Genomic DNA, 17,803 nt, shown 5'->3' with positions numbered 1-17,803 from the left:
GGTCTTCAGGGCAGCTCGCGCCGCGTCGTCGGGTCGGCCGTCGGCGGCAGGGCGCCGCGCAGCGGGCTCGGGGTGAGCAGCGGGGCGGTGTCGATCATCGGCGGCGGGATCAGGCGGGTTCCCTCGATGCGGCGGCTGCCCGGCTTCGGAGCATCGGCGGGCGTCTCAGGCATCGGCGGCACGGTGGGGGGTGGCAGGGCCGGCACCACCGGCGCCGAATCGACGCCACGCAGCATGATGTTCTGCCTGTCGGGCTGGTAGGTCTGCTGCAGCGCGCGCAGCGCGTCGTAGCGTTCGGAGGCCAGCAGCTCGCCGCTGGCGTTGTCGCGCAGCACCGTGGGCCGCAGGAACACCATCAGGTTGCTCTTGGTACGGCTGCGCACCTCGCTCTTGAAGAGGCTGCCCACGACCGGGATGTCGCCCAGGCCCGGCACCTTCTCGTCCTGGCGGCTGTATTCGTCTTGCAGCAGCCCGCCGATGACGATGATGCTGCCGTCGTCGACCACCACGCTCGACTCGATCGAGCGCTTGCTGGTCGTGGGGCCATTCGTGTTGTTGGCGGTGTTGGCCACCACGTTGGAGACCTCCTGGAAGATGGTCATCTTCACGGTCCCGTTCTCGCTGATCTGCGGGCGCACGCGCAGCGTCAGGCCCACGTCCTTGCGCTCGATGGTCTGAAACGGGCTGACCGAGGTGCTGCTGCTGCCAGTGCTGGTGTACTGGCCGGTCACGAAGGGCACGTTCTGGCCGATCACGATCTTGGCTTCTTCGTTGTCCAGCGTGAGCAGGTTGGGTGTGGAGAGCACATTGCCTTCGCCATTGCTCTGCAGAAAGCGCGCGACCAGACCGAGCGCGCTCACGCCGTTGACCTTGGTGCCCAGCCCGATATTGAAGCCCGACGAGGCTTGCGCGGTGCCGGCCGACAGCGCCAGGATGTTGGAGCCGGCCAGGCTGGAGTTGGTGCCGATGGCGCCAGTCGCGCCGATGGCCGTCTGCCACTGCACGCCGAATTCGGCGGCCTTGTCGGCGTTCACCTCCACGATCAGGCTCTCGACCATGACCTGTGCGCGCCGCCCGTCGAGCTTGTCGATCACCGCGCGAAGCTGCCTGTACTGCGGCTCGGGGGCAGTGATGATCAGCGAATTGGTGGACGGGTCGGCCTGGATCTGGCCACCGGTGGACGGCTGATTGGCGTTGTTGAGCGGCGCGCTGGCCGCCGCGCTGGTGACGCCGCCGGTCGAGCTGTTCTGCGGCTGGTTGGTCGTGCCCGAGGTGCCGGACGAGCCGGTGTTGCCCGCCATCGCACCCGATGCGCCGCCTGCGTTGTTGCTGGTCATCGCCGCGCGCAGCGTGGTCGCCAGCTTCACTGCATCGGCGTTCTTCAGGTAGACCACATAGATGTTGCCGGCCGCGCCGTTGCTGCTGTCGATGGGCGCGCGGTCGAGTTTGTCGATGAGCGATCGCACCAGCTGCGCCCGAGCCGGATTGGCCGCGCGCAGGATCAGCGAATTGCTGCGCGGATCGGCCTGCAGTGCGGTGCGAAAGGAGGCGTCGACGACGCCCGGTGCGGCAGCGCCGCCCGCGGTGCCCGTGCCGCCTTCGAGCAGGCGCGTGACCAGCGGCACCATGTCGGTGGCGATGGCGTGGCGCAGCGGAATCACCTCGATGTCCGACGCATTGGGTACGTCGAGCGAGGCCACGATGCGCGCGAGCCGGCTCAGGTTTTCGGCGTAGTCGGTGATCACCAGCGAGTTGTTGCCGGGGTTCACGTTGATGGTGTTGTTCGGCGCGATCAGTGGGCGCAGCACCGGCAGCAGGTTGTTGGCCGATTCGTAGTTGAGCTTGAAGACCTGCGTGACGATCTGGTTGCCGCTCATGCGCGCGGCCGCGCCGGTCGAGCCGGCGATGGCACTGCTTTGCAGCTTGGCGTCGGCTTCAGGCACGATCTTGTAGAGGCCGTCGGCCTGCACCACCGCAAAGCCCTGCAGGCGCAGCGCGGCGGCGAACTGGTTGAACGCTGCGGCCGGTGCGATGGCGCGGTCGGTGACCAGCGTCATCGTGCCCTTGACGCGCGGGTCCACCACGACATCTCTGCCGGTGACCACTGCCATCGTGCGCGCCACCGATTCGATTTCGGCATTGCTGAAGTTCAAGGTGATCGGCTCGCCGCGGCGCGGTACCGTGTCCTGCGCGAAAGCCGTTGGAATGCAGGCGGCGAACACCAGCTGCGCCGCAAGTGCGACGAGGCCGGTACGAACGCCGTGCGAAGACAGATGCTTCATGGTCAACCCAGGGTGATGAGCGAGCGCGCGCCGTTGCGCCGCCCGATGATGTTCAACAGATTCGATAGCGCGTCTTCGCTGCCGGGCGCGGCACTGGCCTCGCCATTGAAGCGCATGGCCGTGCCGGTCCAGTAACCGCTGCCGTTGAGTTGCAGGCTGCCTTCGCGTGTGGTCAGCAGCAGGCTCGGCGTGCTGCCGCCTTGCAGCGCCAGACGGTAGCTGCCCATCGGCCGCAGGGTCGACAGGCTGGAGGAGATGTCGCTTGCATCCAGGGTGGCGCGACCCTGCAGCGCGAGCTGCCGGCCCTGCACCTCGACGGCGAAGGACTGCGTGATCAGGTCGAGCACGCCTTCGGTCTTGAGCGTGTTGAAGGGCGCGCCGAAACCGGTCAGCATGGCCGCGGGCCAGCGCGAGCGGCCATCGGCCAGCACCAGCTGTACGCCGTTGCTGCGTGGATGCGCCAGCAATTGCAGCGGCGCCGGTGCGCAGCAGGGCAGGTCGAGCGCGGCGCTCACACCGTCCCAGCGCGGCCGCAGGCGCCAGTGGAACTGGCCCGGCAACGAAATCGCCTCCGCGCCGCCGACGCCGCTGGCGAATACCAGCCCGGCCGTTCCGTTCCAGACCGTGCCGCGCGCATTGACCAGCCGCAGGTGGCCGTCGGTCCAATGCACGAGTGCCGAGGCGAGCCAGCGTGCAGGCGCGAACAGCGCGAGCGTCAGCAGGGTGCCCAGCAGTGCGCCTGCGACGGCCCAGCGCCAGCCGGCCGTGGCCGCAGCATGCAGCGGGCGAAGAGGGGCGGAGGTTGCCATGGGGGTGCGGGGCTCAGCGCGCCGGCAGGCTCATGACCAGCGTGCCATCCCAGCGGGGGGCAGCCGGCGTGGCCGAGGCTTCGGCGGGCGTTGCAGCCAAAGCCAAAGTCGGGGCTGCTGCCGGGCGGCCCGCAGGCAGCGCGGCCGGGCGTGGGCTGGTGGGCGCAACCGGCAGTGCCTGGCTGCGCGTGAGGTGGACTTCACGCGGCACCGCGCGTGCATTGGCGCGCGCCTGGGCCAGCCATTGCGCCAGGGCGTCGGGTGCGGTGCTGCGCACCGTCACCGTGGCACCCTCGCTGGCGCCGGCGACCTGCAGCTGGGCGTTCGGCAGGCCATCGCGCACAGCGCCTTCCAGCGCGCGCAGCGCGTCGTCGCGCGGTACGCGCGGCTGCGTCTGAAGTTGACGGGCCTGGGCCTGCAGCGTGCTCATCTGCTGGAGCTGGGCGTCGAGCTGCGCATGTGCGGCAGGCGCGTCGGCCAGTGTGCGCAGTGCCGGCGCAAGGGCGACCCACCACAGCAGCGCCAGCACCACGAGCGTGAGCGCTACCGTCGCCAGGCGTTGTTCGCGCGGCGCGAGTTGTGCCCACCAGAGCTTGCGGCGTACGTGGAAAGTGGCGAGCGCGCTCATCGTGACGATTCCGCCTGCACCAGCAGCAGGTCGCCTTCGGCGCGTGCGCTGTAGCCGCGCGTGGACAGCGTGGCCGACAACCGCTCGGCGTCGGAGGCCTGCAGGCCGAGGCCGCGCAGACGCAACTGGCCGCCGCTGTAGTCGATGGCGCTCGGCGTGCGGCCGGGCGAGAGGCTGGCGCCCACCGCGGCGAGCATGGGTTCGAGGTCGCTGGGCGTCACGCCCCCGGTGGCCACCTGAAGCAGCGCGACTTCGCGCGACATCTGCACCGGCGCATCGACCACCAGTTGCACTGCGGGAAAGGTCTGTGTGAGGACGCTGCGGACCGCACCGCGCTTGGCTTCGAGCGCATTGCGTTCCTTCCAGGCCCAGGCGTTGACGCCCACCAGCTGCGCGACGAGCAGCAGTGCAGCGCCCCAGCGCGCGGCACGCCATTGTGGTGCGTGCCGCAGGGTCTGGACCACGGCGTTGAGTTTCTTGCCGGCCCGCGCGCGGCCGGTGGAGGCCAGGTCGAACTGCGCGAGGTCCCAGGGCGACTGGCTGGCCTGCATCCAGCGCGCCTCGGTGGTGAGGATCGGAATGCGCTGGCCGAACACCTGCTCGGCACGCTCGGCCACGGCGGGTTCGGTCTGCAACGTCGTGTCTTCTGGCAGCGCGCCGATCACCGCCAGGCTGGCGGCGTCGAGGGGCAGCGTGACCACGCCGCTGGCATCGCAGACCGTGACGAGGGCCTTTTCGTCCTCGCCGGTGGCAAACACCATCGAGGGCGCACCGGCAGGCTGGGGCGTCCATTCCGGCACGATGCGCATGACGCGCCGTCCGGTCGATTCGATCGCCTGCACCGCCGCGCGCAACCAGGCCCGGTTGCATGCCGCCACCCAGGCAGGCGCGCCGGCCTGGGCACCGGGCGCCAGGGCGAAATGCAGCAGTTCGGGGTCGTCGAGCAACCGGTCTTCGAGCAGGCCGGCGAGCATTGCACGCAGGCGCACATTGCCGCTCAGGCTGCCCTGGGGCAGCGTCACCTGGTGCCAGGACAGGGCGGCGGCGGGCACGCCCAGCAGCACCTCGCTGGCACTGGGCAGCAAAGCAGGCGGGGCGCTGCCATGCTCGCGCACCTGGCGGCCGTCAGCCGACCACAGCGCCCAGCCGTAGGCATCGCTGGCAGAAGCCGGCGGCAGCGGGGTGATGACAAATAGGAGGGCCATGGGATAGGAGACGGATGGACGGGGGATTGTAGGGTGCGGGTACCCGCCCATCACTATGGATTTGATAGCGCAATTCGCAAAGCAGAACGCGATTCCCGCCTCTTTTAACCAAGCTGTATGACCTTGGTAATGCAGGCCCGGGAAAAGAGCCCGACTGTCGTGAAGACGCCACGTTTTCGCCGCTTTCGCGCCCTGCGGGTTTCACGCGCCTGACTTCTTGTCGTTCTAGATTGCCGGACGTCGGTCGCGTCGTCACGCGCCGGCTTTGTCATGTGCCGGCCGACTTTCGTGCTGGCGCATCGCACCGACTTGCATGTCGTGTCGCGTCCATTCCTGTGTCCTCCTGAACATCTCTTTGCTTTGTCCATGGCTCCTTTCCTGTCTTCCTGCCGCCCGTTCGTTCTCACCCTGGTGGCCGCGCTCTGCCTGGCCGCCTGCGGTGGCGGCAACGACGCCGTCCACACCAGTACCTCCGCACCCGCCGGATCGACATCGCCCGGAGTCGCCGCAGCCACGCCGCCCAAGGACCTCGGCTTCACCGACAGCGCGCCGGTGCCAGACGCGCAACGCATCCCCCCGTTCGTGGACAACGTCGCCAGCAACCAGCGCGGCGATGCACGCTATGCGACCAAGGAAACGAATGCGGGCGTGCGTGTCGTCGCCGGCTTCCTCGACGTCTGGCAACCCAGCACCCTGCTGGTGGATGCCGGTGCAGCAGCGCCCGCGCGCGACGGTTTCCCGGCCGTAGCGGCGTCGACTTGGAGCGGCGTGCCTGGCGACGCGACCGACGGCAAGGTGCTCAACGCAGCCGTGCTCGGCAGCAACATCCAGTACGTGGTCGACCGGACCAACCAGCGCACTGCCGCGCAGGAACTCGCGGCCTACCTCGACGATCGCCGTGGCAAGGGCTATAGCATCAGCGACGGCATGGGGCCGCTGACGGCCGCCTGGCGTGCGGCGTCGCGCCAGACCACCAGCATCACCGGCATCGCTGCGGACGCGACCACCGTCAGGTACGACGACACGGGCAACGACAGCGGCGTTGGCGGCAGCGCCAACCCTGACTTCGGCACTGTGGTGGACCTGATCAACAACATCGGCGAAAACGGTTCCACCGAGCCTGCCAAGCGCTACTTCAAGTACGCCCGGCCGTGGCGCTGGAGCAGCAGCGTGAAGGTCGTGCCGGCGCTCGAGCCCGCCAAGAGCAGTACGCCCGCAACTGACGGCGGCTTCATCAGCGGCCACACCGCCGAGGCCGTGAGAAAGGCCATCGCCGTGGCTTACGTGGTGCCCGAGCGCTACCAGGAAATGCTCGCACGCGGGCTGGAGCTGGGCGAGAACCGCATTCTCGCGGGTATGCATTCGCCGCTCGACGTGATCGGTGGCCGGGTGCACGGCCAGGCCGTGGCGGTGGCCAGCCTGTCGACCGGGGCCAACGCGGCACGAAAGACCGCCGCCCGTGCGCAGGCGCAGGCCACGTTGATGACCGCGGTGGGTGCGGCCAGCCCGGCCGCCCTCAACGACTTTGCGCATTCGCAAGGCAGTGATACCGATCGCTTTGCCGACCATGCGGCGGCGCGTGCGGACTATCTGCGTCGGCTGACCTTCGGCTTCAAGCAGATCGGCGACACCACGCTGCCGGCGGTCGTGCCCAAGGGCGCGGAAGTGCTGCTGGAGACGCGCCTGCCGTACCTCGATGCGATGCAACGCCGCGTGGTGCTCAAGACCACGGCCCTGCCTTCGGGCTATCCGGTGATGGACGACGCCGAAGGCTGGGGCCGTCTGAACCTGTTCGACGCAGGCGATGGTTACGGCGCCTTCAACGGCGATGTGGTCGTGACCATGGACGCCAGCCTGGGTGGCTTTCATGCACTGGACAGCTGGCGCAACGACATCGGTGGGGCTGGCAAGCTCAGCAAGCGAGGCAGCGGCACGCTGCGCCTGGGCGGCAAGAACAGCTACAGCGGCGGCACGCAGCTGGTCGCCGGCACGCTGCAGGCCGATTCGGTCAGCGCGTTCGGCGCGGGCGATGTGTATGTCGGTGCCGGCACGCTGGTGTGCAATGCGGCGGCGCCGGTCGCTGTGGCCGGTGCCTACGCGCAACTCGACGGCGCCACGCTGCAGTTGAACCTGGGCGGCAACGGTGCCGGCCGCCTGCGTGTGGCCGGCGTGGCCATCCTGGGTGGCACGTTGAACTTGCGTTTCGCCGCGGGTGCCGTGCCCAGTGTGGGTGACACACTCACGCTCGTTACCGCCGGCAGCGTCACGGGACGGTTTTCGGCCATCTCGGTGCCGGGCTTCAAGGTGACGCCGACCTACACGGGCAAGGAAGTGCTGTTGCACATCGACGCGCTGGGCGCCTGACCCTCCGACACTGCCGCACCGGGGCTCGGCGTGGCAGTCAGCGCGGCAGTGTCTGCGTGCCGGCGAGTCGCTCGCGCCACAGGATTCGCGGGCCGACCGTGTCGTTGGGCGTGCGTTTCAGGAGCGAATGCTCCTGCACCCAGTGATCGTCGATGCGCAGCCTGCCGAACACTTCGAAGTAGAGCGTCGTGACGCCGACCGACGCGCTGCCCATGTCGGCTTGCGGCGCAATCGCCTGGGCGCGGGCGATGTCGTTGAACGGGCTGCGGGTGCGCTCTGCGACCAGTTGCTGCGCGGTCGAGGGATCGAGCTGGTCGATGCTGGCGGCCAGCGCCACGGCACTGGCCGTGTTCAGGTTGAGGGTCGTGGGTTCGGGCAGCACCGTCACGTAGGGCTCGATCGCCGCCACGGTCGTCGGCGAAAGACCCAGCCACACCAACTGCGAGACCTGCTGCGGCATCAGCGGCGCCATGAGGTTGTCGCCGCTTTCCGTGCTTGTGTTGGCCGTGGTTCCAGCGGCCGTGGCCCCAGCGGCCGTTGCCGTGGTCGCTGCCGAAGCCGCCGCTGCCGCACTGGCAACCGCCGTTCCGGCCGCAGCCTGGCGCAGGTTGGAAGCCAGAAGTTCCGCCTCCTGTGCCGGCAGTCCCAGTGTGGTGAACAGCTTGCGGAAGGCCGCGAGGGCCTTGGTGCCTTTCATGTCGCGCTGAATCAGATTGGTTGCGTTCAGCTTGGACTGCGCATCGATGATACGACCCGAAAGAAAAGCGTCCGGCAGCCCTTCGAGCGCATCGCTGGCGATGTTCTTGTCGGCCGCGAGGAAGCTGGTGAGCCTGGCTTCTTCGAGCGGGATGGCCCAGGGCTCCGACAGGTTGTCCGTCCGTTGGCCGACCGGGCTGTTGCCGTCCTCGCGCAGGATGATCCGCGACCAGTCGAGCGCACCGATCAGCACCCAGGCCGACTGCATGCGAGTGCGCTCGGCCGCCTCGATTTCGGCCGAGCGCCACTGCTGCCAGAGGGCCGCTGCGGCGAAGGTCGCGACCAGCGTGACCGTGAGCATCGCCGCGAGCAGGGCGGCACCGCGTTGGGCGCGTTGCGGTTTCATTGCTGTCTGGGCGCGGTCACCGCGAAGTTCGGTTTGACCCAGTCACGGGTGATCTCGCCAGCGAGCGCGTTGCCCTGCGGCAGGTCGAGCACCACGCGCACGCCGTCGGGCACCGTCGATGTGGTCGTGCCCGACGCATCGGCGCCGGTGGCCGGTTGCCAGAGGTTGTTGCGGAAGTACTGCAGTTGCCAACCCTGCAGGGGCATCAATGCGACTTCGGTGCCCTGCGTCTCGGTGTCGCCGTTCTCCGCCCAGCTGGCGGCGCGTTCCCACGCCTGCTGCCAGTCGCCCCGCGTGCGAAGCGTCGGTGATGCCCAACGGTACCAGCGCGGCACGCCGGCCGCGTCGTTGCGCACGGTCCAGGCCACCACCTCGACCAGCGGCTGAACACCATCGGTGAGGGTGCGTGTCAGGCGCACGGCCCGCCCGTTCCAGTCGATCGGCTGGGTCGAGGGCAGCACCGCAATGGCGTCGAGGTCGGTGCCCCACTGCGACAACGCCGTCTGCAGCGTGAGAACGGCATCGCCGCGTTCGCGCATCTGGCCCTGGGTGCGGGTCATGCCGTCAACGCCGCGCCAGCTCATCAGCGCGAGCAGCGCCATGGCCGCGATCGCCACCATCAGCTCGATCAGCGTGAAGCCGTGTGCGCGTTGCCTTGGCTGCATCAGTAACGCCCCACGACGGTGGAGATCCGGATGATCGAATAGTCGTTGAGGTCGCGCACCTGCACGTCGACCCGGCGGAAGTTCGGATTGAGCGTGGCCGTGGTCGACACGGTCACGGGGAAATCGGTGTTGGCCTGCGTGCAGGTGCGAGCCGTATCGCCAATGGCGGGCATCTGCGAGGCCATGCGTGCCAGGATCAGCTCGTTCTCGGCGCAGATCTGCGCGAGCATGACGTCCGACTGCCGCTGCGCGTTGCGCACGAGCGCGGTCGTGGCCTGCGTGCCGGCAGCCAGCGCAATGGCCACGATGGCCAGCGCCACCATCACTTCGATCAGCGTGAACCCGCGGGTGCTGTTGCGGGCGTTGCGTCGCGCTTTCATGGCGAGACGATCGCAAAGGGGCGCAGGCCATCGGTGGCGATGCGCACCGTCTGCGGCTGTGGCCCGGGCAGGCTCAGCACGACCTGCTGCGCCGCGATGATCGGATCGGGACCGAGCTGCAGTGCGGCGACGGCCTCGCCGCCGGCACCCCGCAGCTGCGCACCGATGCCACTCGTGAGCCATTGGGCGGGCAGCGCACCGGGCGGCAGGCCGTCGAAAGTGAAGTCGCCGGGGCCCTGGGGCGTGGGGCGCCAGCGCACCACCATGCCACTGGCACGCGAGCGCGCGCGCGCGGATTCGAGCAGCGCGGCCAGCCGTTCGCCTTCGCGTTCGAGCGAGGCCTGGCCGGAATCGCGCAACGCAAAGCCGACGCCGGCCGTGGCGATGGCGATGATCGCGATCACCACCAGCAGTTCGAGCAGCGTGAAGCCCGCGGCGCGGCGGCGCACGGGCGTATCGACGCTGCCGCGCCTGTCGCGTCTACTGCCAGCTGCCGACGTCGGCATTGTTGCCTTCGCCGCCCGGTTGGCCGTCGGCCCCCAGCGACAGCACGTCGATCTCGCCCTTGATGCCTGGATTCAGATACTGGTACGGCCGGCCCCAGGGGTCGTTGGGCAGCTTCTCCACATAAGGCTTCCAGTTGGGCGCAGCCGGGCCCGTGGTCGGCCGCGTGACCAGGGCCTGCAGGCCCTGTTCGGCCGTGGGATAGCGCTGGTTGTCGAGCCGGTAGAGCTTGAGCGCCTGCATGAGGTTGTTGACGTCGGTCTTGGCGGCGGTGGCGCGCGCATCGTCGGCCCGGCCGATGACGTTGGGCACGATCAGCGCCGCCAGCACGCCGATGATGACCAGCACCACCATCAGTTCGATCAGGGTGAAGCCGCGCTGCAGTGCGCGCGCGTCGGAGCGTTTGAATTGAGCCATGAAGCCTGGAATAGTCTGCGTGAAAGAGGTGCGCCGGGTGACGCGTGCTGCATGATAATCCGCGGCTATGTCACTTCCCTACGCCCCTTCCCGTTGGCCTGCCGCTACCGCCACGCTTGGCCTGTGGGCACTGGCTGCTGCCAGCGTGGTGTTCTGGGGGCTTCGTCTGGCTGCGCCGGTCGACGGACTCGCGCCGCCTGCCGTGGCGCTCGCGCCTGCCGCTGCCATCGACTCGGCGGCGGTCGGCCGTTTGCTGGGGGTGCGCCCTGCGGCGGAGACCGTGGTCGCGACGCCGGGTGCAGCCACCCGTTTCGCACTGCTGGGCGTCGTCGCGAGCGGCTCGCAGCGCGGCGCCGCGCTCATTGCTTTCGACGGCAAGCCGGCGCGGCCCTTTCGCGTTGGCATGACCGTGGGCGAGGGCTATGTGCTGCAGGCCGTTGGCACGCGCAGCGCCGCCCTGGGCACCAGCCGCGACGCGGCCACCGCGTTCACGCTGGAGATGCCGGTGCCGCCGATGGCGGTGATGTCGCCACCCGCATCTGCCGGGGCTGGCGCACCTGGCGCATCCCCGGCGCCCTCCGCCGCGCGCTGAACCTGCGGGCGAGCCGCTGGCCGCCGCTCAGTTCTGCAGGAACAGGCGATACACCGGGTTGGCGGTTTCCTCGATGAAGGGATAGCCCAGCGTCTGCAGGAATTCGTCGAAGGCCGGATGGTCCGTGGTCGGCACCTGCAGGCCCACCAGGATGCGCCCGTAGTCGGCGCCCTGGTTGCGGTAGTGGAACAGGCTGATGTTCCAGTTGGGCCGCATCAGGCTCAGGAACTTCAGCAGCGCACCCGGGCGCTCCGGAAAAATGAAGCGCAGCAGGCGTTCGTCGTGGGCCAGGCCTGTGCGGCCGCCGACCATGTGGCGGATGTGTTCCTTGGCCAGCTCGTCGTGGGTGAGGTCGATCGTGTCAAAACCCTGTGCTGCGAAGGTGTCGGTGATGGTCTTCGATTCGCCACGCAAGGCCGTGGTCAGGCCGACGAACACATGGGCCTGCCGGGCATCGCTGATGCGGTAGTTGAACTCGGTCACATTGCGCGAGGCGCCTGGCAGGTCGCCCACCAGCTCGCAGAAGCGGCGAAAGCTGCCGCGCTCCTCGGGCATGGTTACGGCGAACAGCGCCTCGCGCTCCTCGCCGACCTCCGCGCGTTCGGCCACGAAGCGCAGCCGGTCGAAGTTCATGTTGGCGCCGCAGAGGATGGCCGCGTAGGTCTCGCCGTGTGTGCCATGCGTGTCGACGTACTGCTTGATGGCCGCGACCGCCAGCGCGCCCGAGGGCTCGACGATGCTGCGGGTGTCGATGAAGACGTCCTTGATGCCGGCGCATACCGCGTCGGTGTCGACCACGATGAATTCATCGACCAGTTCGCGCGCGATGCGGAAGGTCTCTTCGCCCACCAGCTTGACGGCCGTGCCGTCGGAGAACAGGCCCACGTCGGGCAGCGTGACGCGCTGCTGCGCGGCCACCGACTGCATCATCGCGTCGGAGTCGTTCATCTGCACGCCGATCACGCGGATTTCAGGGCGCACTGCCTTGATGTAGTTGGCCACCCCCGAAATCAGCCCGCCGCCGCCGATGGCGACAAACACGGCATCGAGCCGGCCCTGATGCTGGCGCAGGATTTCCATGGCCACCGTGCCCTGGCCGGCAATCACGTCTGGATCGTCGAAGGGGTGCACGAAGGTCAGGCCCTCGCGCGTCTGCAGTTCGAGCGCATGCAGGTAGGCGTCGGAATAGCTGTCGCCATGCAGCACCACCTCGCCACCGAAACCGCGCACCGCGTCGATTTTCACTTGCGGCGTGGTGGTGGGCATCACGATCACGGCGCGCGTGCCGAGCTTGCGGCCGCTCAGTGCCACACCTTGCGCATGGTTGCCGGCGGACGCGCAGATGACACCGGCGGCCAGTTGCGCGGGGCTGAGCTGGACCATCTTGTTGAACGCGCCTCGCAGCTTGAAGCTGAAGACGGGCTGCTGGTCCTCGCGCTTGAGCAGCACGGTGTTGCCCAGCCTGGCGCTCAGGGTTCGCGCCGGTTCGAGCGCGGACTCCACGGCGACGTCGTAGACGCGGGCGTTCAGGATCTTTTTGAGGTAGTCGGCCGGCGTGAGTGCGCTGGATGCGGGCGTGCTTGCGGCGTGTTTCAAAGGAGCTTTCGTCATGACAGCCAACGATGATAAGAGGCCTCGTGCCTGCTTGGCCGGCCACTGTCCATGTGCGGCAGAGGGCGCGGCGACACAAAGAAAAAAGCCCCGAGTCTTGCGACTCGGGGCTAAATCCACCAATTGAGAGGGTGGAGGAGACAACTGGTGCGAACCCTTAGGTCCGCGATGAAATAAAGTATAGCGACTGTTTGCTGCAATGCAACACGCAGTGGCGTTTTTCACACACAAAAATGAGTGGTGGCGTGACTTTTTGTTCTTGCCCCCGCTCCGGAGTCTCAAAAATGGAATGCACGGTAAGCTGGACAGGCGATGCGGGAACCCGGTCGGCCATGGGTTTTGTCGCCGAAACAGGCAGCGGCCATGTCCTCATGATGGACGGAGCGCCCGATGCGGCCAAGCCGGAGAACGGCGGCCAGAACCTGGCGGCGCGGCCCATGGAAACGGTGCTGGCCGGCACGGGCGGTTGCACGGCGTACGACGTGGTGCTGATCCTCAAGCGCGGTCGCCACAAGGTCGAACGTTGCAGCGTCAAGCTGACGAGCGAGCGCGCGGAAAAGGACCCCAAGGTTTTCACCAAGATCCACATGCATTTCACCGTTGCCGGCAAGGGCATCCCGGCCGCTGCGGTGGAGCGCGCGGTGGCGCTCAGCCACGAAACCTATTGCTCGGCCAGCATCATGCTGGCCAAGACCGCGGAGATCACGACCAGCTTCGAACTGGTCGAGACCTGATCAAGGGACGAGGGGCAAGGGCCCGGCTCTGGCCCTGCGGGGCGTCAGATGCGGTGCGCCACGGTTGTCATGACACGGGAAGCCAGGCGCATCAATGCCTTGGCAGGCGGCGGCAGTTCCACCGCACCCGCGTTGCGCGCTTCGGCCGCGTGGCGCGCCTCGTCCGTCTTCATCTGCTGGACGACTGCGCGGGATGCCGTGTCGCCGGCGGGCAGTCGGCCGAGATGGCTGTCGAGGTGGGCTTCGACCTGGCGCTCTGTTTCCGCCACAAAACCCAGGCTCACAGGATCACCGAAACGGCCCGCCACCAGACCCAGTCCAAACGCGCCTGCGTACCAGAGCGGATTCAGCACAGAGGGCTTGGCGCCCAACGCATCCAGTCGTTCCTGCGTCCATGCCAGGTGGTTGCCTTCCTCCCGTGCCGATGCCAGCAGATGGGCGCGCAGCACCGGATCACGCGTCACTGCGGCCTGAGCGGTGTAGAGGGCCTGGGCGCACACCTCGCCCACGTGGTTCACCCGCATCAAAGCGCCCGCTTCCCTGCGTTCGGCGTCGGTCAGTGCGGTGGGGGCCTCGGTGGCGCGGGGGGTGGGTGCCGTGGCGTGGGGTCGCGCGAACACGGTGCGCAGCGCCGCATCGGCCGCCGTCAGAACAGAGTCGATAGAACGTGTCATGCCTGCATTCTGAACGCTGACGCTGGGTGCCGCTGCGAGACATTCAACGGGGCTCTCACCATGCGGAAAGCAAGCGTGTGGTGCTTCTGCAACGAAACATGCAGACCGTCGGTGATTTCGGGTGAATTCTTTTGCTCTGGTGCGTCGGCTCTGGTGCAATAGCTACAACTTCCCAAAAGGAGGTTGGCCCGGGGTCCGGTGGGAGCACAAAGTGCGATGCACAGTGAACCCTCTGCACCGGAGCCCTATGTTTAACCTTGGAGAAACTTGCAATGAAAAAATCCCTAGTTGCTCTGGCTGCCCTGGCTGTTGCCGGCGTTGCCTCTGCTCAGTCGTCCGTCACCCTGTTCGGTATCGTTGACGCAGGCGTCAGCTACTACCAAAACAAGGCCGACGGCGGCGCCAAGACCAGCTCGTGGCAACAAACGAACTCGGGTTACAACTCGAGCCGCCTCGGCTTCCGCGGTACGGAAGACCTCGGTGGCGGCCTGGCTGCTGGTTTCTGGCTCGAAGCTGCTCTGGGCAATGACACCGGCGCAGCTGGTGGTGGCGGCACGCAGCTGTTCAACCGTCGTTCGACCGTGAGCCTGTCGGGCCCGTTCGGTGAATTCCGTATCGGCCGTGACTACACCGCCACGTTCTGGAACGACACCACGTTCGATCCGTTCGGCACCAACGGCGTTGGCACCAACGTCATCAACGCTGCCCACAGCGCTGTTCTGACCGGCGCAGGTTTCGCTTCTGATTCGACCACCGTTCGTTCGAACAACATGGTCGGCTACTTCCTGCCCGCCAACCTGGGTGGTTTCTACGGCCAAGCACAATACGCTTTCCACGAAAACACCAAGACCGACGGCTCGACCTTCGACAGCAAGGCCAATGAATACGCTGGCGCGCGCTTCGGCTACGCCAACGGCCCCCTGGACGTGGCTGTTGCCTACGGCGAAACGACTGTCGTGAGCACCGCTGCTCAAGAAGTCAAGGTCAAGACCGCCAACCTGGGCGCTTCGTACGACCTGGGCGTTGTCAAGCTGTTCGGCGAACTCTCGCGCGTCACCAACGACTTCTCGCCTAACTCGGTGGTCTTCGGTAGCGACAGCGTCGACCTCGACGGCGCTCTGATCGGCGTGACCGCTCCGATCGGTGCTGGCCTGATCCGCGCTTCCTACTCGACCGTCAAGGCCAAGGTGGACAACGCTGCTGACCCGAAGGCTAACAAGTTCGCCCTGGGCTATGTGCACAACCTGTCGAAGCGCACTGCCCTGTACGCTACGGTTGCTCGCATCTCCAACAAGGATGGCGCAAACATCTCCGTCAGCGGCAACCTGTCGACCAGCGCTACGAAGAACTCGACCGGCTACGACTTCGGTATCCGTCACGCTTTCTGATCTGACGCTGGCTGACGCCAGCTTCGGTTGAAAGACTTCAAAAGCCTCCCTGCGCAAGCGGGGAGGCTTTTTTCATTGGTGTGCGCCATGACGGTGCATGATGCGGCTTGCTTGACGACTGAAATATCCAGTTGTCAATGACGTTCACCCCGCTTCGGGCACGTCCCTTGCTCGGATAGCATCTGTTCTTCACTTCCACTCCTGTGTGCCTCCACTGAATGCTTGCTTTTGTTCTGCGCCGCCTGATCCAGGCTGTGATCGTGATGGTCGCAGTAGCGTTTTTTTCGTTCCTGCTGTTTCAGTTCGTGGGAGATCCGGTTGTTTTTCTGCTGGGCCAGGATGCAAGACCTGAGCAGATCCGTCAGTTGAGGGCCGATCTGGGGTTGGACCAGCCCTTCATCGTGCAGTTTTGGCATTTTCTGTCCAATGCGGTGCGCGGCGAGTTCGGCCTGAGTCTGCGGCAGGGCGCAAAAGTGTCGCGCCTTATCGGTGAGCGCTTTCCCGCGACCTTTGAGTTGGCGATGGTGGCTGCAGTGCTTGCTTTGGTCATCGGCATCCCGATGGGTGTGTACACGGCATTGCGCCGCGGCAGCTTCATGAGCCAGGTGTTCATGACCGTGTCCCTGCTGGGCGTGTCGCTGCCTACTTTTCTGATCGGCATCCTGCTCATTCTGGTTTTTGCCGTGCACCTGGGCTGGTTTCCCAGTTTCGGCCGCGGTGAAACCGTGCAGTTCGGTTGGTGGACATCGGGCCTGTTCAAGGTCGATGGCTGGATGCACATCGTGCTGCCTGCCATCACGCTGGCCATCTTCCAGCTCACGCTGATCATGCGGCTGGTGCGTGCCGAGATGCTCGAGGTGCTGCGTACCGACTACATCAAGTTCGCGCGTGCCCGCGGCCTGAGCAACCGTGCGATCCATTTCGGCCACGCGCTCAAGAACACGCTGGTGCCCGTGATGACCATCACCGGCCTGCAGCTCGGCGGGCTGATCGCCTTTGCGATCATCACCGAGAGCGTGTTCCAGTGGCCCGGCATGGGCTTGCTGTTCATCCAGGCCGTCACCTTTGCCGACATTCCGGTGATGGCGGCCTACCTGTGCCTGATTGCGCTGATTTTCGTGGTCATCAATCTGGTGGTGGACCTGCTGTATTTCGCGGTCGATCCTCGCTTGCGTGTGGGCAAGGCAGGGGGGCACTGACGATGCAGCCCGCACGCATCCGCGCGGGTGGCCGCGCCTTCGCGCACATCGCCGAATTTCATTCGGAGCTGACAGCCCTGCGCCGCGACCTGCATGCCCATCCCGAACTCGGCTTCGAGGAGGTCTATACCGCCGCCCGCGTGAAAGAGGCGCTGCGCGCCTGTGGCGTGGACGAGATCCACGAACACATCGGCAAGACCGGCTTTGTCGCGGTCATTCGCGGGCGGCGTGACACGCGCGGCGCCATGATCGGCCTGCGCGCCGACATGGACGCGTTGCCGATGACCGAGCACAACGAATTCACCTGGAAGTCGGCCAAGCACGGCCTCATGCATGGTTGCGGCCATGACGGCCACACCACCATGCTGGTGGGCGCCGCACGCTATCTGGCGGCCACGCGCAATTTCGACGGCACCGCCGTGCTGATCTTCCAGCCGGGCGAGGAGGGCTTTGCCGGCGCGCGTGCCATGATCGAGGACGGTCTTTTCGAGCGTTTTCCGGTGCAGTCGGTCTACGGCATGCACAACTGGCCGGCCATGAAGCCGGGCACCGTGGGCATCAACATGGGCGCCATGATGGCGGCGGCTGACCGGATCACGATCGACATCACCGGCCGCGGCGGCCACGGTGCGCATGCCTACAACACGGTCGATCCGGTGCTGGTGGCCGCGCACATCATCACGGCCGCGCAGAGTCTGGTGTCGCGCAACGTGCGGCCGATCGACAGTGCGGTGGTGAGTCTGTGCGCCATGCAGGCGGGTGACCTGGGGGCCTACAGCGTGATCCCGGGCAAGGCCACGCTGGTGGGCACCGCGCGCAGCTTCAGTGCCGAGGTGCAGGACACCCTGCAGCGGCGCCTGAGCGAACTGTGCAGCGGCGTGGCGCTGGGCTTTGGCGCCAGCGCGAGCGTGAATTACGAGCGCATCTATCCGGCGACCATCAACACGCCGCGCGAGGCGGCCTTCGCGGCCGATGTGGCCGAGCGGCTGGTGGGTGCGGAGCACGTGGACCGCGACATGGAGCCCAGCATGGGCGCCGAAGATTTTTCGTTCATGCTGCAGGTCAAGCCGGGCGCCTACCTGCGCATCGGGCAGGGCGGCACAGGTGGTGTGGGCAGCACCTCGCTGCACAACAGCCGCTACGACTTCAACGACGATATTCTGCCGCTGGGTGCAGCCCTGCATGCCGGTCTCGCGGAGCAGGCGATGCCGCTCCTTCCTTCCTGAATCCTTTTTTCAACGCAGCTGGA

General features: G+C 67.0%; 17 protein-coding genes. 6 read left to right on the top strand and 11 right to left on the bottom strand.

Annotated features, from left to right (window positions below; all coding sequences use genetic code 11):
• Positions 1 to 5 precede the first annotated feature (5 nt).
• The 4 genes from gspD to gspL are packed head-to-tail and all read right to left on the bottom strand — an operon-like array spanning position 6 to position 4,924.
• A complete protein-coding gene (gspD, locus tag J2W36_RS14180; protein ID WP_307690389.1) occupies positions 6 to 2,282 on the bottom strand; it encodes a type II secretion system secretin GspD in 2,277 nt (758 codons plus the stop codon).
• 2 nt (positions 2,283 to 2,284) lie between these two features.
• Positions 2,285 to 3,091: a type II secretion system protein N gene (gene gspN, locus J2W36_RS14175; RefSeq protein WP_307690388.1), complete on the bottom strand. Its 807-nt coding sequence runs from the start codon at positions 3,089 to 3,091 to the stop codon at positions 2,285 to 2,287.
• A 13-nt stretch (positions 3,092 to 3,104) separates the two neighbouring features.
• A complete protein-coding gene (locus tag J2W36_RS14170) occupies positions 3,105 to 3,719 on the bottom strand; it encodes a type II secretion system protein M (RefSeq protein ID WP_307690387.1) in 615 nt (204 codons plus the stop codon).
• Positions 3,716 to 4,924 (bottom strand): type II secretion system protein GspL, encoded by a 1,209-nt coding sequence (gene gspL / locus J2W36_RS14165; protein WP_307690386.1) that lies wholly within the window; start codon positions 4,922 to 4,924, stop codon positions 3,716 to 3,718. The genes J2W36_RS14170 and gspL overlap by 4 nt, the downstream gene beginning before the upstream one ends.
• A 366-nt stretch (positions 4,925 to 5,290) precedes the next feature.
• Here gspL and J2W36_RS14160 point away from each other — a divergent pair, with 366 nt between their 5' ends.
• Positions 5,291 to 7,288 (top strand): acid phosphatase, encoded by a 1,998-nt coding sequence (locus J2W36_RS14160; RefSeq protein ID WP_307690385.1) that lies wholly within the window; start codon positions 5,291 to 5,293, stop codon positions 7,286 to 7,288.
• A gap of 37 nt (positions 7,289 to 7,325) precedes the next feature.
• On the opposite strand, the gene gspK is transcribed toward J2W36_RS14160, so the two are convergent.
• The 5 genes from gspK to gspG are packed head-to-tail and all read right to left on the bottom strand — an operon-like array spanning position 7,326 to position 10,356.
• Positions 7,326 to 8,390, bottom strand: a complete 1,065-nt coding sequence (gene gspK, locus J2W36_RS14155; RefSeq protein WP_307690384.1) for a type II secretion system minor pseudopilin GspK — start codon at positions 8,388 to 8,390, stop codon at positions 7,326 to 7,328.
• Positions 8,387 to 9,055 (bottom strand): PulJ/GspJ family protein, encoded by a 669-nt coding sequence (locus tag J2W36_RS14150; protein WP_307690383.1) that lies wholly within the window; start codon positions 9,053 to 9,055, stop codon positions 8,387 to 8,389. The genes gspK and J2W36_RS14150 overlap by 4 nt, the downstream gene beginning before the upstream one ends.
• The gene (gene gspI / locus J2W36_RS14145; RefSeq protein ID WP_307690382.1) at positions 9,055 to 9,435 is read right to left on the bottom strand and encodes a type II secretion system minor pseudopilin GspI; all 381 of its coding nucleotides are present in this window, start codon (positions 9,433 to 9,435) and stop codon (positions 9,055 to 9,057) included. The genes J2W36_RS14150 and gspI overlap by 1 nt, the downstream gene beginning before the upstream one ends.
• On the bottom strand, positions 9,432 to 9,941 hold the full coding sequence (locus tag J2W36_RS14140) for a prepilin-type N-terminal cleavage/methylation domain-containing protein (protein WP_307690381.1): 510 nt from the start codon (positions 9,939 to 9,941) through the stop codon (positions 9,432 to 9,434). The genes gspI and J2W36_RS14140 overlap by 4 nt, the downstream gene beginning before the upstream one ends.
• Complete coding sequence (gene gspG, locus J2W36_RS14135) at positions 9,916 to 10,356, bottom strand: type II secretion system major pseudopilin GspG (RefSeq protein WP_307690380.1); 441 nt, start codon at positions 10,354 to 10,356, stop codon at positions 9,916 to 9,918. Before gspG ends, J2W36_RS14140 begins: the two co-directional genes overlap by 26 nt.
• Before the next feature lie 67 nt (positions 10,357 to 10,423).
• Here gspG and J2W36_RS14130 point away from each other — a divergent pair, with 67 nt between their 5' ends.
• Positions 10,424 to 10,948 carry a type II secretion system protein N gene (locus J2W36_RS14130; protein ID WP_307690379.1) on the top strand — a complete coding sequence of 175 codons (525 nt, stop codon included), beginning with the start codon at positions 10,424 to 10,426 and terminating at the stop codon, positions 10,946 to 10,948.
• A gap of 27 nt (positions 10,949 to 10,975) precedes the next feature.
• On the opposite strand, the gene ilvA is transcribed toward J2W36_RS14130, so the two are convergent.
• A complete protein-coding gene (gene ilvA, locus J2W36_RS14125) occupies positions 10,976 to 12,559 on the bottom strand; it encodes a threonine ammonia-lyase, biosynthetic (protein WP_307690378.1) in 1,584 nt (527 codons plus the stop codon).
• 284 nt (positions 12,560 to 12,843) lie between these two features.
• On the opposite strand from ilvA, the gene J2W36_RS14120 reads away from it, so the two are divergent.
• Positions 12,844 to 13,293, top strand: coding sequence for an OsmC family protein (locus J2W36_RS14120; protein WP_307690377.1), 450 nt, complete (start codon positions 12,844 to 12,846; stop codon positions 13,291 to 13,293).
• Between the two features lie 44 nt (positions 13,294 to 13,337).
• On the opposite strand, the gene coq7 is transcribed toward J2W36_RS14120, so the two are convergent.
• Positions 13,338 to 13,967: a 2-polyprenyl-3-methyl-6-methoxy-1,4-benzoquinone monooxygenase gene (gene coq7 / locus J2W36_RS14115; RefSeq protein ID WP_307690376.1), complete on the bottom strand. Its 630-nt coding sequence runs from the start codon at positions 13,965 to 13,967 to the stop codon at positions 13,338 to 13,340.
• A gap of 272 nt (positions 13,968 to 14,239) precedes the next feature.
• On the opposite strand from coq7, the gene J2W36_RS14110 reads away from it, so the two are divergent.
• From J2W36_RS14110 to J2W36_RS14100, 3 genes are all read left to right on the top strand, one after another.
• Positions 14,240 to 15,355: a porin gene (locus J2W36_RS14110; protein WP_307690375.1), complete on the top strand. Its 1,116-nt coding sequence runs from the start codon at positions 14,240 to 14,242 to the stop codon at positions 15,353 to 15,355.
• Between the two features lie 218 nt (positions 15,356 to 15,573).
• On the top strand, positions 15,574 to 16,554 hold the full coding sequence (locus J2W36_RS14105) for an ABC transporter permease (RefSeq protein ID WP_307690374.1): 981 nt from the start codon (positions 15,574 to 15,576) through the stop codon (positions 16,552 to 16,554).
• A gap of 2 nt (positions 16,555 to 16,556) precedes the next feature.
• Positions 16,557 to 17,780 (top strand): M20 aminoacylase family protein, encoded by a 1,224-nt coding sequence (locus tag J2W36_RS14100; RefSeq protein WP_307690373.1) that lies wholly within the window; start codon positions 16,557 to 16,559, stop codon positions 17,778 to 17,780.
• The last annotated feature ends 23 nt before the right edge of the window (positions 17,781 to 17,803 follow it).

It is taken from the genome of Variovorax ginsengisoli, from assembly GCF_030811835.1.
In the GTDB taxonomy this organism is placed as follows: Bacteria; Pseudomonadota; Gammaproteobacteria; order Burkholderiales; family Burkholderiaceae_C; genus Variovorax; species Variovorax ginsengisoli_C.
This window is presented reverse-complemented; position numbering and strand designations above follow the sequence as displayed.